Raw genomic sequence first — 13,716 nt, 5'->3', positions numbered from 1 at the left:
CTGCCTTCGCGGCCATGCGAATCTTTTTGGGCTTGCGGCGAAAATTTTTCGCCCCTCATCCCCTCCTCGCCCAGGGTTCCGCGCATGAATGTGGAGTTGCGTTATCTGCACGCGTTCCGCGCCGTCTGCGAAGGCGGCAGCCTGCGCGCTGCCGCCGCGTCGCTGCACCGCACCGAGCAGGCGGTGAGCTACCAGCTGCGCAAGCTGGAGGAAGCGCTGGGCATGCCGCTGTTCCGCCGCGGACAGGGTCCGCTGGTGCCCAATGCCGCCGGCGAGCGGCTGCTGGCGTTCTGCCGCGATATGGGGCGCGACCTGGCCAAGGTGCACGAGGCGATGCGCGACGAGCCGGCGCAACCGCTGCGCATCGCGGCGGTGAGCGGCTTCGGGCGCTATGAACTGCTGCCGCTGTTCCGCGAAGGGCCGCTGGCGGATGTGCCGATCCGCATGAGCTTTCCCACCGCGGAAGAAGTGGTGCGGCAGGTGGAAACCGGCGCCAGCGATCTGGGCTTCGTGCATCTGATGCTGCCGCATGGCGCCTTGCGCCTGGTTGCGGTCGGCATGGAACAGGCGGCCTTGATCGCATCCGCACGGCAGAGTTTGCCAACGCTGGATATCGCCGCGCTGGCCCAGGCCGATTACGTGACCTATGACGAGAGCGACTACGTGTTCGCCACCTGGTTCACCCAGGTGCTGGGCGAGAAGCCCGCACGGCTGCGCAGCGTGGCGCATTTCGAGGAACTGGAAGAAGTGCTGGACTGGGTGGCGGCCGGCCGGGGGCTGTCGGTCGTGCCGTATGCGTGCGTGCGGGAGGCCGAGGCGCGCGGCGACGTCGTCACCGTGGGGCGCGAGAGCAAGCCTTGCCTCAATACGATCTATGCGGTGATGGATCCGGCGCGCACGCATCCGCTGCAGGAGCGCACGCTAGACGTGGTGCGGGAGCAGTTGCGCGGCTGATCAGCGCGATAGCGCGGCGACTTCCTCGGGGCGCAGGTGGCGCCACCGGCCCTTGGCGAGTTCGCCCAAAGGCAGCGTGCCGATGGCCACGCGGATCAGCCGCAGCACGCCGATGCCATGCGCTTCGAGCAGGCGGCGGATATGGCGGTTGCGGCCTTCGTCGAGGACGATCTCCAGCCAGGCGTTCTTTTCGCCCGCGCGCAGCAGCGTGGCCTGCTTCGCGGCAAGGCGTTCGCCTTCGTCCACTACGCCTTCGGCGAGGCGCTCCAGCAGCGCGGCGTCCGGCACGGCGTCGATCTGCACGTGGTAGGTCTTGTCGACGTGGTGGCGCGGCTCGGTGAGGCGAGCGGCCCAGGCGCTGTCGTTGCTCAGCAGCAGCAGGCCTTCGCTGGCCTTGTCCAGGCGGCCGACCGGGCCGAGCCAGGGCAGGCCGGCGTCCTTCAGCAGGTCGTAGACGGTGTCGCGGCCGCGCTCGTCGGCGGCGCTGACCACGATGCCGCGGGGTTTGTTGAGGACGATGTAGACGCGCTGCGCCTCGCTGACCGGGGCGCCGTCGAGCAGGATGCGTTGGCGGGCTGCGTCGGCGGGGCGTTCCGGGTCGAGCACCACGCGGCCGTCCACGCTGACGCGGCCTTCGCGTATGGCCTTCTCCGCCTGGCTGCGCGAGCACACGCCAAGCTTGCTGAGCACGCGGGCCAGGCCGTGCTTCGGCGCGGCTGCGGCACCGCGGCCCGGCGTGATTCGCCTGCCCTGCCCTTGCTTTCGGTCCATGCCGGTCATCGTGCCCCAGTCCGCCCAAAAGAAAAGCCCGGCTTGCGCCGGGCTTTTCCACGCGACCTTGCGGTCGTGATTACTGCTGGACCTGCAGCTCGGTGCGACGGTTACGGGCGCGGCCCGAATCCGTGTCGTTGCTGTCGATCGGGTCGTTCTTGCCGTGACCGATCGGGCCCTGCAGGCGGCTGGCGTCGACGCCGTGGCCGGTCAGGTAGTCGAACACGATCTGCGCGCGACGCTCCGACAGGCTCTGGTTGTAGGCGTCCTTACCGACCGAGTCGGTGTAGCCGGCAACCGTCACCTTCACCTGCGGGTAGCGCTGCAGGGTGTCGATGGCCTGGTCGAGGATGGCGATCGAGTCGGCGCTGGGCTCAGCCAGGGCCTTCTTGATGTCCTTCTCGCCCTTCTTCGGACGGTCGAACTTGAAGTTCACGCCGCGCAGGTCGATGACGACCTGCTTCGGGCAGCCGTCCGGACCGACGATGGTACCGGCGGGCGTACCCGGGCACTTGTCGTCGCAGTCGTTCACGCCGTCACCGTCGCTGTCCAGCTTGGAGCAGTCCGGAGCCGGCGGCGGCGGCGGGGTGGCGGCCACCGGGGCAGCCGGCGGAGCGCCGAAGCGCGACACCACGCTGAAGCCCAGGAACCAGTCGCCGTAGCCGTTCTTCTCCGGCTGGGTCTTGTCGTCCCAGTCGTAGCGGTAGCCGGCTTCCGCACGGATGTCGCTGCTGTCGGTGATCGACTTGGAGATACCGACGCCCAGCTCGGCGGCCGGCGACCAGGCCTTGTCGAAACGGCTGTGGTGGTAGCTGCCCATCACGCCGGCAAGCAGGTACGGACGCCATGCGTCGGCCGCGCCGAAGTAGTAGCGGGCGGTCACGCCGTAGTTGTTGTTGGACCAGTTGCCGCCACCGACCTTGGAGTCGATGTCGCGCTTGGTGCGATCGATGAACAGGTCGATCGAGGTGTTCGGCGCGATGAACTTGCCGACGCCCAGGCCGTAGTAAACCTGACGGCTGTTGGTGTTGCGGTCGGTGTCGTTGTAGTAGCCGCCGACGGTCGGGGCAATGTACCAACGGTCATCGAAACCGGCGGGTGCGCTGGAGCTGCTGTCCTGCGCGTGAACGGCACCCACGCCGCCCAGGGCCAGGGCAATCAGAAAATACAAGCCCTTACGATTCATCAGGTGTCTCCTCGTTTATTGGTTTTCGCGTCCGTTCCACCCCAGACGGAAATCGCGCGTCAGAACTTCAGGGTTCGACATTCGGGGGCCTCATGGCTCCCTGCTTGGCGTTCCTAACAGCAAGCGGCGCAGAGTGTAGCAAAACCGTTAAGAGATACACACGTCCCTTAACAGGTAAACGTGACAGCTTAAGCTTTTGGTGGGTTCTCGTTCAGGCAAATTCGCGTGAAAACGCGCCTCACCGAAAGTTCTTCGCACATGGCTGCGAGGCAAAAGAAAAGCCCGGCTCGCGCCGGGCTTTTCTGACGACCATGCGGTCGATTACTGCTGGACCTGCAGCTCGGTACGACGGTTGCGGGCGCGGCCGGCATCCGTGTCGTTGCTGTCGATCGGGTCGTTCTTGCCGTGACCGATCGGACCCTGCAGGCGGCTGGCGTCGATGCCGTGCGAGGTCAGGTAGTCGAACACGATCTGCGCGCGACGCTCCGACAGGCTCTGGTTGTAGTCGTCCTTGCCGACCGAGTCGGTATAGCCGGCGACCGTGACCTTCACGTTCGGATAGCGGCCCAGGGTGTCCACGGCCTGGTCCAGGATCGCGATCGAGTCGGCGGTCGGGGTGGCCAGGGCCTTGCCGATCTCGCCAGCCTTCACGTGGCCCTTCTTCGGATAGTCGAACTTGAAGTTCACGCCGCGCAGGTCGATCACGACCTTCTGCGGGCAACCATCCGGACCGACGATGGTGCCGGCCGGCGTACCCGGGCACTTGTCGTCGCAATCGTTCACGCCATCGCCGTCGCTGTCGAGCTTGGAGCAATCCGGCGGCGGCGGCGGGGGCGGCGTGGTGGTCGGGGCAGCCGGCGGAGCGCCGAAGCGCGACACCACGCTGAAGCCCAGGAACCAGTCGCCGTAGCCGTTCTTCTCCGGCTGGGTCTTGTCGTCCCAGTCGTAGCGGTAGCCGGCTTCCGCGCGGATGTCGCTGCTGTCGGTGATGGTCTTGGAGATACCGACGCCCAGCTCGGCGGCGGGCGACCACGCGTTGTCGAAGCGGCTGTGGTGGTAGCTGCCCATCACGCCGGCCAGCAGGTACGGACGCCATGCGTCCCACGCGCCGAAGTAGAAGCGCGCCGCGGCGCCGAAGTTGTTGTTGGACCAGTTGCCGCCACCGATCTTGGAATCGATGTCGCGCTTGGTGCGGTCGATGAACAGGTCGATCGAGGTGTTCGGCGCGATGAACTTGCCGACGCCCAGGCCGTAATAGACCTGGCGGCTGTTGGTATTGCGGTCGGTATCGTTGTAGTAGCCGCCCACGGTGGGGGCGATGTACCAGCGGCCGTCGTAAGTGGGCGTGGCGCTGGCAGTGTCCTGCGCGTGAGCGGCACCTACGCCGCCCAGGGCAAGCGCGATCACGAAGTACAAGCCCTTACGTTTCATCAGGTGTCTCCTCGTTTATTGGTTTTCGCGTCCGTTCCACCCCCAGGCGAACGACCCTGCGGGCCGTGCCGCCATGAGTCCCGGCCGATGCCGGCCTTGAAGCCAAACCACCCGAAACGGGCGCAGAGAGCTTAGCAAAAAACAAACAATTCTCCGAACGCCCGTTCAGTTTTTAGCTCACACCGTCTTTACAACGTGAAGAGTTCCAGGAATTCCTGAACAGGCATGGCGTCCAGCCTGCTCGGGTCTGCTATCGCGTGGAGGATCGCCCCGACCTTGTGCCCGGGCAAGTGCCCGCGCATCGCCGCCTCGAATTTGCCGAGCAGCACCGGGATGCCTTCCGCCCGGCGCCGGCGATGGCCGATCGGATAATCGACGGTGATCTTTTCCGTACTGCTGCCATCTTTAAAGAACACCTGCACCGAGTTGCCGATAAAGCGCTTGTCGGGGTCGTAGTAGTCGCGGGTGAAGCGCGGGTCCTCGCTGACCGCCATGCGGGCGCGCAAGGCATCGATGCGCGGGTCGGCGGCGACCTCGTCGCCGTAGTCCTCGGCGGTCAGGCGGCCGAAGATCAGCGGCACGGCCACCATGTACTGGATGCAGTGGTCGCGGTCCGCGTAGTTGGCCAGCGGGCCGGTCTTGTCGATGATGCGCGCGCCCGCCTCCTGGGTCTCGATCGCCACCTGGTCGATCTCGTCGAGGCGGCCGGCCACCTGAGGGTGCAGCCGCATGGCGCACTCCACTGCGGTCTGCGCGTGGAACTCGGCCGGGTAGCTGAGCTTGAACAGCACGTTCTCCATCACATAGCTGCCGAACGGCCGCTCGAAGCGGAAGGCGTTCCCCTTGAACGCCACGTCGTAATAGCCCCAGGTCGCCGCGCTCAGCGCGGATGGATAGCCCGCCACGCCGCGGTAGACCGCATGGATCGCATGGGTCACCGCGCGCCGGCAGGCGTCGCCCGCCGCCCAGCTCTTGCGCGGGCCGGTGTTCGGGGCGTGGCGGTAGGTGCGCAGGGCGCCGTTGTCGATCCAGCTGTGCGAGACGGCGGTGACGATCTGCTCCCTGCTGCCGCCCAGCATGGCGGCGGCCACCGCGGTGGAGGCCAGCCGGACCAGGATCACGTGGTCCTGCCCCACTCTATTGAAGCTGTTGAGCAGGGCGTAGCAGCCCTGGATCTCGTGCGCCTTGATCGCCCAGCCCAGCACCTCGCGCACGGTAAGCGCCGTGCCGCCCTCGCGCTGGGCCTTGCGGCCGAGATAGTCGGCCACGGCCAGGATCGCGCCGAGGTTGTCGGAGGGGTGGCCCCACTCGGCCGCCAGCCAGGTGTCGTTGAAGTCCAGCCAGCGGATCTGCGTACCGATGGCGAATGCCGCCTGCACCGGGTCCAGCTCGTAGCTGGTGCCCGGCACGCGCGCGCCGCCCGGCAGCACGGCGCCCGGCACCAGCGGGCCGAGGTGCTTGACGCATTCGGGAAACTTCATCGCCAGCATTGCCGCAGCCAGCGAATCCAGCAGCATGTAGCGCGCCGTGTCGTAGGCTTCGGCGGAATCGATGCGGTAGTCGAGGACGTAATCGGCGACGTCGACCATCGCCTGGTCGGGCGACGGCCGCTCGGCGGAGCGGATGTCATGCGAACTCATGAAGCCCCTCTCCTGGCAAGCCTGATCGAGACCACTAACCATGTCGCCGCATCCGGCGGCAGTCAACGCCCGCCCCCGCCGAATCAGACTGCAGGCAGGCGCACCCAGCCTTCCATCAGCACGCGCGCGCTGCGGCTCATCACCGCCTTGGTCACCGTCCACGCACCGCCGACCTGCGCCGCTTCGGCACCGACCCGCAGCGTTCCCGAGGGATGGCCGAAGCGCACCGCATAGCGCTCGCCGCCGCCGGCCGCCATGTTGACCAGGGTGCCGGGAATCGCCGCCGCCGTGCCGATCGCCACCGCCGCCGTACCCATCATGGCGTGGTGCAGCTTGCCCATCGACATGGCGCGCACCAGCAGATCGATGTCGCCCGCCTTCACCGCCTTGCCGCTGGAAGCGACGTAGTCCGCCGGCGCGGCGACGAACGCCACCTTCGGCGTGTGCTGGCGCGTGGCGATCTCCTCCAGCGAACCGATCAACCCCATGCGCAACGCGCCATGCGCGCGGATGGTCTCGAACATCGCCAGCGCCTTCGGATCGCCGTTGATCGCGTCCTGCAGCTCGGTGCCGGTGTAGCCGATCGCCGCGGCCTCGACAAAGATGGTGGGGATGCCGGCATTGATCATGGTCGCCTTGAGCGTGCCGACGCCCGGCACATCCAGGTCGTCCACCACGTGGCCAGTGGGGAACATCGCCCCGCCCGCGCCCTCTTCGTCCGCGGCCGGATCCATGAATTCCAGCTGTACTTCCGCCGCCGGGAACGTCACGCCGTCGAGTTCGAAATCGCCGGTTTCCTGCACCGCGCCGCCGGTCATCGGCACGTGGGCAATGATCGTCTTGCCGATATTGGCCTGCCAGATGCGCACCACGGCCACGCCGTCGCGCGGCACACGTGCGGGGTCGACCAGGCCGCCCGCGATAGCGAACGGACCGACCGCCGCCGACAGGTTGCCGCAGTTGCCGCTCCAGTCGACGAAGGCCTGGTCGATCGCCACCTGGCCGAACAGGTAGTCCACGTCATGGTCGGCGCGCGTGCTGCGCGACACGATCACCGTCTTGCTGGTGCTGGAGGTGGCGCCGCCCATGCCGTCGATCTGCTTGCCGTACGGGTCGGGGCTGCCGATCACCCGCTGCAGCAGCGCATCGCGCGCGGCGCCGGGCACCTGCGCGGCTTCGGGCAGGTCCTGCAGGCGGAAGAACACGCCTTTGCTGGTGCCGCCACGCAGATACGTGGCGGGAATGCGCAGCTGGGGAGCGTGGGCCATGGTCATGCCGCCTGCGAAGCTTCGAGGAAGTCCTGCGCGAAACGCTGCAGCACGCCGCCCGCTTCGTAGATCGACACTTCTTCGGCGGTGTCGAGGCGGCAGGTCACCAGCACGTCGACGCGTTCGCCGTTGCGGCGGTGGATCACCAGCGTAAGTTCCGCACGCGGCGTGCGCGCGCCGATCACGTCGAAGGTTTCGCTGCCGTCGATGCCCAGGGTCTTGCGGTCGGTGCCGGGCTTGAACTCCAGCGGCAGCACGCCCATGCCGATCAGGTTGGTGCGATGGATGCGCTCGAAGCCTTCCGCCGCGATCGCTTCCACGCCGGCCAGACGCACGCCTTTGGCAGCCCAGTCGCGCGACGAACCCTGGCCGTAGTCGGCGCCGGCGATCACGATCAGCGGCTGCTTGCGTTGCATATACGTCTCGATCGCTTCCCACATGCGCATGACCTTGCCTTCCGGCTCCACGCGCGCGAGCGAGCCCTTCTTCACCGCGCCGTCGACCACCGCCATCTCGTTGAGCAAGGTGGGATTGGCGAAGGTGGCGCGCTGCGCGGTGAGGTGGTCGCCGCGGTGGGTGGCGTAGGAATTGAAGTCTTCTTCCGGCAGGCCCATCTTCGCGAGGTATTCGCCCGCGGCGCTGTCCAGCAGGATCGCGTTGGACGGCGACAGATGGTCGGTGGTGATGTTGTCGCCCAGCACCGCCAGCGCGCGCATGCCCTTGAGCGTGCGCTCGCCGGCCAGGGCGCCCTCCCAGTACGGCGGACGGCGGATATACGTACTCTGCGCGCGCCAGTCGTACAGCGGCGCGGCCGTGGTGCCGCCCTGGCCGCTGCGCGCGAACATCGGCTCGTAGACTTTGCGGAACTGTTCCGGCTTCACGCTGGAGGACACGATCGCATCGATCTCCTCGTCGCTGGGCCAGATGTCCTTGAGCAGCACCGGCTGGCCGTTGGCGTCGACGCCGAGCACGTCCTTCTCGATATCGAAGCGGATAGTGCCGGCAATGGCGTACGCCACCACCAGCGGCGGCGAAGCGAGGAAAGCCTGCTTGGCGTACGGATGAATGCGGCCATCGAAGTTGCGGTTGCCGGAAAGCACCGCGGTGGCGTACAGGTCGCGCTCGATGATTTCCTGCTGGATCTTCGGATCCAACGCACCGGACATGCCGTTGCAGGTGGTACAGGCGAAGGCCACGATGCCGAAGCCGAGCTGTTCCAGTTCCGGCAGCAGGTTCGCTTCCTTCAGGTACAGCTCCACCGCCTTGGAACCGGGCGCCAGCGAACTCTTCACCCACGGCTTGCGGGTAAGGCCGCGCGCATTGGCATTGCGCGCGAGCAGCGCCGCGGCGATCACGTTGCGCGGATTGCTGGTGTTGGTGCAGCTGGTGATGGCCGCGATGATCACCGCGCCATCGGGCATCTGGCCCGGCTGTTCCTGCCACTCGCCGGCGATGCCGCGCGCGGCGAGATCGGCCGTCGGCAGGCGCTTGTGCGGGTTGGACGGGCCCGCCATGTTGCGCACCACCGAGGACAGATCGAAGCTCAGCGTGCGTTCGTACTGCGCGGCGGCCAGCGTATCGGCCCACAGCCCGGCGGCCTTGGCATAGGTTTCCACCAGCTTGACCTGCTCGTCGCTGCGGCCGGTCAGGCGCAGGTAGTCGAGGGTCTGGCCGTCGATAAAGAACATCGCGGCGGTGGCGCCGTATTCGGGCGCCATGTTGGAGATGGTGGCGCGATCGCCCAGCGTCAGGCTGGCCGCGCCTTCGCCGCGGAATTCCAGGTAGGCGCCGACCACTTTCTCCTTGCGCAGGAATTCCGTCAGCGCCAGCACGATGTCGGTGGCGGTGATGCCGGGCTGGCGCTTGCCGGTCAGTTCCACGCCGACGATGTCCGGCAGGCGCATCCACGAGGCGCGGCCGAGCATCACGTTCTCTGCTTCCAGGCCGCCCACGCCGATGGCGATCACGCCCAGTGCGTCCACGTGCGGCGTGTGGCTGTCGGTGCCGACGCAGGTGTCGGGGTAAGCCACTCCCTCCTGCACCTGGATCACCGGCGACATCTTCTCCAGATTGATCTGGTGCATGATGCCGTTGCCCGGCGGAATCACGTCGACGTTCTCGAACGCCTTCTTGGTCCACTCGATGAAGTGGAAGCGGTCCTCGTTGCGGCGATCCTCGATCGCGCGGTTCTTGGCAAAGGCCTGCGGATCGAAGCCGCCGCATTCCACCGCCAGCGAGTGATCGACGATCAGCTGCACCGGCACCACCGGATTGACCTTGGCCGGATCGCCACCGCGCTCGGCGATCGCATCGCGCAGGCCGGCGAGGTCGACCAGGGCGGTCTGGCCGAGGATGTCGTGGCAGACCACGCGCGCCGGGAACCACGGGAAGTCGCGCTCGCGCTTGCGCTCGATCAGCTGCCGCAGCGAATCGGCCAGGATCGCCGGATCGCAGCGGCGCACCAGGTTCTCGGCCAGCACGCGCGAGGTGTACGGCAGCGTGTCGTAGGCGCCCGGCTGCAGCGCCTCCACGGCGGCGCGCGCATCGAAGTAATCCAGCGAGGTGCCGGGAAGGGGTTTGCGGTAGTCGCTATTCATATGTGTCGAGAACCCAGGAAGAGATTGCCCGGCCCGCGTCCGCCGGGCGGCGGCCGCTCGCGTCGATGCAAAACCGCCACATTGTAGCGAGGGAAAGCCTTTTGCTTAAGGGTGTTGGCTTGACTGGTATGCACGGCGCCACCGACAATGGCGGGCACTAATCCCAAAGGGGAGTAGTTCCGGACGCGCCGCAGCGCGCGTCCGTGCAGTGGTCGTCATCACGGGCGGAGCACCGCCCCGGTCACTGCAGCGGTTCTGCCGGGAACGAGACTTTTGCGGTAATCACGAGGCTGCGTGCGCTCGTGGTTGCTGCATTCGTCCCGCGCGCAGGAACATGAACCGCCATGGATTTCCTCACCCCCGAATTCTTCTCCGGCCTGCTGGCCATCGTCCTGCTCGACCTCGTGCTGGCGGGCGATAACGCCATCGTCATCGCCATGGCCGCGCGCAACCTGCCCAAGCAGCTGCAGAAGAAGGCGGTGTTCTGGGGCAGCTTCGGCGCGGTGGCGGTGCGCGTGGCGCTGACCGCCGTGGTGGTCTACCTGCTCAAGCTGCCCGGCCTGATGCTGGTCGGCGGCCTGCTGCTGCTGCCCATCGCCTGGAAGCTGCTGCGCTCGGACGAGGGCGACGGACACCAGGTGAGCGCCGCGGCGGGATTCTGGACGGCGATCCGCACCATCGTGGTGGCCGACGCACTGATGGGCCTGGACAACGTGCTGGCGATCGCCGGCGCCTCCGGCGGCCACATGGTGCTGGTGATCATCGGCCTGGCCATCAGCGTGCCGCTGGTGGTGTGGGGCTCCACCCTGATCCTGAAGCTGATCGAACGCTTCCCCGTCATCGTCTACATCGGCGCCGGCGCGATCGCCTGGACCGCCGCGCGCATGATCGCGCACGACCACCTGCTGCACGACTGGTTCGATGCGCACGGCTGGGCGCGCTACGCGCTGGACGTGCTGCTGGTGGCCGCGGTGTGCGGCGGCGGGTGGTATGTGCAGAAGCGGCGCGCGAAGCTTGCGTGAGTCGAAAACGGGCGGCCACGGGTGTGCCGCCCACTCCAAACCCCGTCATTCCGGCGCAGGCCGGAATCCAGTGACGACGGCGCTGGCTTGAGCGACTACGCCACAAGCATCGCTTGAGCGGCGACACGACAACCGAATGTTGCCGCTACTGGATTCCGGCCTGCGCCGGAATGACGAACTTGTAGCACCGCCGCGGCGCGCTCAATACATCATCGGCACCCGCACCGTCACCGTCGCGTCCGGCGTATCGCGCGTCACGCCCACGCCCAGGGTGAAGTTGAGCGTGCGCTTGTCGCTGAAGCGGTACGAGCCGCCGATCAGCAAGGTGCCCAGCACCGTCTTCACCGAACCGGCCACCCGACGGTTGTTCTGCTTGGTCACGCCTACCCAGCTCTGGTCGTAGCCGATGCTGAAGGAGGCCTTCTCGTTGAGCGCCAGGCCCATGCCCACGCTGACGTCGGCCACGTCGCCGACCTGGATCTTGCCGAGGTTCTCCTTGCCCGCCAGCACCAGGGTGCGGCTGACGTTGTTGCGCGCGAAGTTGTGCAGGTAGCTGACGTTGCCGAAGAACACCACCGGGTCGGACGGATACAGCCAGGTCACGCCCGGCTGCAGCGAGTAGAAGCCGCTGCCGGTAGGCAATTGCAATGGCAGGCCGGTGCCGGTGGCGTTCTGCACGCAGCGCTGCACGCAGTCGGTGGTGACCTCGAACGGATCGCGGCCGGTGCGCGATTTCGCGCGCAGCCAGGCCACGTAATAAGCCTTGTCGGCGCCGCCGTCGTTGAGCTGGTAGCGCAGCGTCGCCTCGATGTCGCCCAGGCCGCTGCCGCTGGCGCCGAAGGCGCGGTCGGTGGCGCTGCCGGTGAAAATCTCGCGGCTGATGGTGTCGGTGTGCCCATGCACGAAGGGAATGCGCACCTCCGCTTCCATCCGGTTGGTGATGCCGTAGCGCAGCGCGATCGCGCCGGTCTGCGTGGTGGTCTTCACCTGGCGCACGTCGACCAGGCCGATCAGGATCGCCGGAATGATGGTGTAGCCCACCAGCGCCACGCGGTCCGCCGAGGAATAACCGAACTGGTACGAGGGTTCGACGATCAGCTTGCCGGGCGGCGTCAGCACGCCGGGCTGGTCGAAGATCGGCGCCACTTCGGGCGGGCGCGAGTCGCGCTGCGGCGCCTGGCCGACGGGCTGCGTGTCTTCCGGGCCCGCAGCGGCCACCGCATCGGCCGGCATCGGCAAGGCCGTGGCCGAACTGCCGGCCGCGCGGATATTGCCGGCACGCTGACGGTCCAGCACATCCAGGCCCACTGCCTGGCGCAGCTCGCGGTATTGGGCTTCCTGCGCGGCGAGCGTGCGCCTCATGGTTTCCAGCTGTTCCATCTGCGCGGCGATCTGGCTGCGCATGGCATCCAGGCGCTCGCCTTGCGCTTTCACCTGCTGGTGCAGTTCATCGGATTCCACTGCGGGCGCTTGCTGCGCGGCGACTGTGCTGGCCATGAGCGCCAAGCCCACGGCTGCGGCGACGCTATGCCTTACCCCACGATTCCCGATCATCACCCTCTCCCCGGTTCCTTGATTGGCACCTTCTTCTCTCACTCTCCAAGAGCAAACCCTTCTCCCTTCGGGTCGCCGATGGGAGAGGGGCTCACCCTCAGCGGCCGAGCGGATTGGCCAGCGCCGATTGCAGGCTCTGGCCCAGGTTCAAGTTGCGGAACGCGCCGAGCGTGTTCACCGAAACATTGAGCGTGGTCATCGCCGCGATGCGCTGGTTGTCGAGCGTGTTCTGCACCACGGTGGTCGCGGCGTTCTGGCCGAGCGCAGCCGGGTCGACCGCGTTGCCGGGACCCACCTGCACCACGGCGGCCGTATTGATGGCTGCCGATAGCGCGCTGGCCTGCGCCGGCGTGAGATGCGCGACGTCGGGGATCTGGATATGGGTGGACGCGACCAGGTTGCCGTCGACGTACACCACGCGGTCCAGCCCCAGCGACGCCACCAGGCCCGTGCCGAGATCGAAGCCGCCGCGCGCCGCATCGAGGCGCGCCTCGCTTACGGGCGTCCACTGCGCAACGGCCTGCTCGTCCGCGTAAGCGCGCGGCGCCGCCAGCGCCGTCGCGACCAGCAGCGCCAGCCCCAGGCCGGCGCGATGCGTGCGCGTGCTCATATGTCCCCCGGCCCCCGCTTGGGGAGGGTGATGCCGTCCAGGCCGCGGCGGTCGATGCTGGTACCGAGCGGCGCCAGCGGCGCGGCGCGCCAGTCGGACGGGCTGTTGAAGACCGCCAGCGTGCGGCGGTTGTGGATGACGAAGACCAGGCGGTTCTTCCACATCGCCTCGAAGCGCGCCCGCGGCAGCGAGCGCGTGCCCAGCGCGGGATCGCCGATCAGCACGCGGTCGTAGAGCAGGCCTTTCACCACCACGAAATGGTGATAGCCGCGCTCGTCGATCAGCACGATCGCCGGCAGGCGTTCCTGCTGCAGCTTGTCCAGCGGCACTTCGAAACCATCGGCGTCGAAGCCGTTGGCGGCCAGATAGCGCTTGATGTCCAGCAGCGAGAAGCCTTCGCGGCCGATCTTGGCGCGGTCGCCGTGCGCATACATCTGCGCGAACGCGGCTTGCTCGTCGACCGGATAGCCGTATTGATAGGTAAGCAGCGTCGCCACCGCCGCCGAGCCGCAGCTGAAGTCGTACTTCTGCCGGATGGTGTTGCGGAAGCGCGCTTCCTTCAGGCTGGTGAGCCTGAGGCTGAGGCTCTGCCCCTGCGCGCCCGGCACCGTGATCGACGCAGCCGGCGCCGCGCCGTGCCAGCACAGCGCGGACAGCAGCAGCACCGGCAGCCATGGCCTCAT

At 67.5% G+C, this 13,716-nt stretch carries 11 protein-coding genes; 2 read left to right on the top strand and 9 right to left on the bottom strand.

The window, feature by feature from the left end; translation table 11 throughout:
* Positions 1 to 84 precede the first annotated feature (84 nt).
* On the top strand, positions 85 to 954 hold the full coding sequence (locus ISN75_RS06435; RefSeq protein WP_343819693.1) for a LysR family transcriptional regulator: 870 nt from the start codon (positions 85 to 87) through the stop codon (positions 952 to 954).
* Here ISN75_RS06435 and ISN75_RS06430 read toward each other — a convergent pair whose 3' ends face one another.
* The 6 genes from ISN75_RS06430 to acnD form a co-directional block, all read right to left on the bottom strand.
* A complete protein-coding gene (locus tag ISN75_RS06430; RefSeq protein WP_343819691.1) occupies positions 955 to 1,725 on the bottom strand; it encodes a pseudouridine synthase in 771 nt (256 codons plus the stop codon).
* A gap of 79 nt (positions 1,726 to 1,804) precedes the next feature.
* Entirely contained in the window at positions 1,805 to 2,911 is a 1,107-nt protein-coding gene (locus ISN75_RS06425) for an OmpA family protein (protein ID WP_167258437.1), read from the bottom strand.
* A 321-nt stretch (positions 2,912 to 3,232) separates the two neighbouring features.
* The gene (locus tag ISN75_RS06420; protein ID WP_167258439.1) at positions 3,233 to 4,342 is read right to left on the bottom strand and encodes an OmpA family protein; all 1,110 of its coding nucleotides are present in this window, start codon (positions 4,340 to 4,342) and stop codon (positions 3,233 to 3,235) included.
* A gap of 188 nt (positions 4,343 to 4,530) precedes the next feature.
* Positions 4,531 to 5,982 (bottom strand): bifunctional 2-methylcitrate dehydratase/aconitate hydratase, encoded by a 1,452-nt coding sequence (locus ISN75_RS06415; RefSeq protein WP_343819689.1) that lies wholly within the window; start codon positions 5,980 to 5,982, stop codon positions 4,531 to 4,533.
* Between the two features lie 83 nt (positions 5,983 to 6,065).
* Complete coding sequence (gene prpF, locus ISN75_RS06410; RefSeq protein WP_168648515.1) at positions 6,066 to 7,250, bottom strand: 2-methylaconitate cis-trans isomerase PrpF; 1,185 nt, start codon at positions 7,248 to 7,250, stop codon at positions 6,066 to 6,068.
* Positions 7,251 to 7,252: 2 nt separating this feature from the next.
* Positions 7,253 to 9,847, bottom strand: a complete 2,595-nt coding sequence (acnD, locus tag ISN75_RS06405; protein ID WP_168648514.1) for a Fe/S-dependent 2-methylisocitrate dehydratase AcnD — start codon at positions 9,845 to 9,847, stop codon at positions 7,253 to 7,255.
* 344 nt (positions 9,848 to 10,191) lie between these two features.
* On the opposite strand from acnD, the gene ISN75_RS06400 reads away from it, so the two are divergent.
* The gene (locus ISN75_RS06400; RefSeq protein ID WP_167258448.1) at positions 10,192 to 10,869 is read left to right on the top strand and encodes a TerC family protein; all 678 of its coding nucleotides are present in this window, start codon (positions 10,192 to 10,194) and stop codon (positions 10,867 to 10,869) included.
* 201 nt (positions 10,870 to 11,070) lie between these two features.
* Here the strand turns inward: ISN75_RS06400 and ISN75_RS06395 are convergent, their stop codons facing one another.
* The 3 genes from ISN75_RS06395 to ISN75_RS06385 all read right to left on the bottom strand — a co-directional run bounded on the left by ISN75_RS06395 (position 11,071) and on the right by ISN75_RS06385 (position 13,716).
* The gene (locus tag ISN75_RS06395; RefSeq protein ID WP_343819687.1) at positions 11,071 to 12,366 is read right to left on the bottom strand and encodes an acetate kinase; all 1,296 of its coding nucleotides are present in this window, start codon (positions 12,364 to 12,366) and stop codon (positions 11,071 to 11,073) included.
* 154 nt (positions 12,367 to 12,520) lie between these two features.
* Complete coding sequence (locus ISN75_RS06390) at positions 12,521 to 13,033, bottom strand: hypothetical protein (RefSeq protein ID WP_343819685.1); 513 nt, start codon at positions 13,031 to 13,033, stop codon at positions 12,521 to 12,523.
* A complete protein-coding gene (locus tag ISN75_RS06385; protein WP_167258453.1) occupies positions 13,030 to 13,716 on the bottom strand; it encodes a C39 family peptidase in 687 nt (228 codons plus the stop codon). The genes ISN75_RS06390 and ISN75_RS06385 overlap by 4 nt, the downstream gene beginning before the upstream one ends.

It is taken from the genome of Dyella marensis (genome assembly GCF_049532885.1).
Lineage (GTDB): Bacteria > Pseudomonadota > Gammaproteobacteria > Xanthomonadales > Rhodanobacteraceae > Dyella_D > Dyella_D marensis.
Note: the sequence above shows the minus strand (reverse complement) of the source record. Positions and strands in the feature narration are given on the sequence as shown.

Excerpts from the sequence above, each read along its gene's own strand:
- ISN75_RS06435 (WP_343819693.1), top strand. The coding sequence starts at position 85 with ATGAATGTGGAGTTGCGTTATCTGCACGCGTTCCGCGCCGTCTGCGAA.
- ISN75_RS06430 (WP_343819691.1), bottom strand. The coding sequence starts at position 1,725 with ATGGACCGAAAGCAAGGGCAGGGCAGGCGAATCACGCCGGGCCGCGGT.
- ISN75_RS06425 (WP_167258437.1), bottom strand. The coding sequence starts at position 2,911 with ATGAATCGTAAGGGCTTGTATTTTCTGATTGCCCTGGCCCTGGGCGGC.
- ISN75_RS06420 (WP_167258439.1), bottom strand. The coding sequence starts at position 4,342 with ATGAAACGTAAGGGCTTGTACTTCGTGATCGCGCTTGCCCTGGGCGGC.
- ISN75_RS06415 (WP_343819689.1), bottom strand. The coding sequence starts at position 5,982 with ATGAGTTCGCATGACATCCGCTCCGCCGAGCGGCCGTCGCCCGACCAG.
- prpF (WP_168648515.1), bottom strand. The coding sequence starts at position 7,250 with ATGGCCCACGCTCCCCAGCTGCGCATTCCCGCCACGTATCTGCGTGGC.
- acnD (WP_168648514.1), bottom strand. The coding sequence starts at position 9,847 with ATGAATAGCGACTACCGCAAACCCCTTCCCGGCACCTCGCTGGATTAC.
- ISN75_RS06400 (WP_167258448.1), top strand. The coding sequence starts at position 10,192 with ATGGATTTCCTCACCCCCGAATTCTTCTCCGGCCTGCTGGCCATCGTC.
- ISN75_RS06395 (WP_343819687.1), bottom strand. The coding sequence starts at position 12,366 with ATGGCCAGCACAGTCGCCGCGCAGCAAGCGCCCGCAGTGGAATCCGAT.
- ISN75_RS06390 (WP_343819685.1), bottom strand. The coding sequence starts at position 13,033 with ATGAGCACGCGCACGCATCGCGCCGGCCTGGGGCTGGCGCTGCTGGTC.
- ISN75_RS06385 (WP_167258453.1), bottom strand. The coding sequence starts at position 13,716 with ATGAGGCCATGGCTGCCGGTGCTGCTGCTGTCCGCGCTGTGCTGGCAC.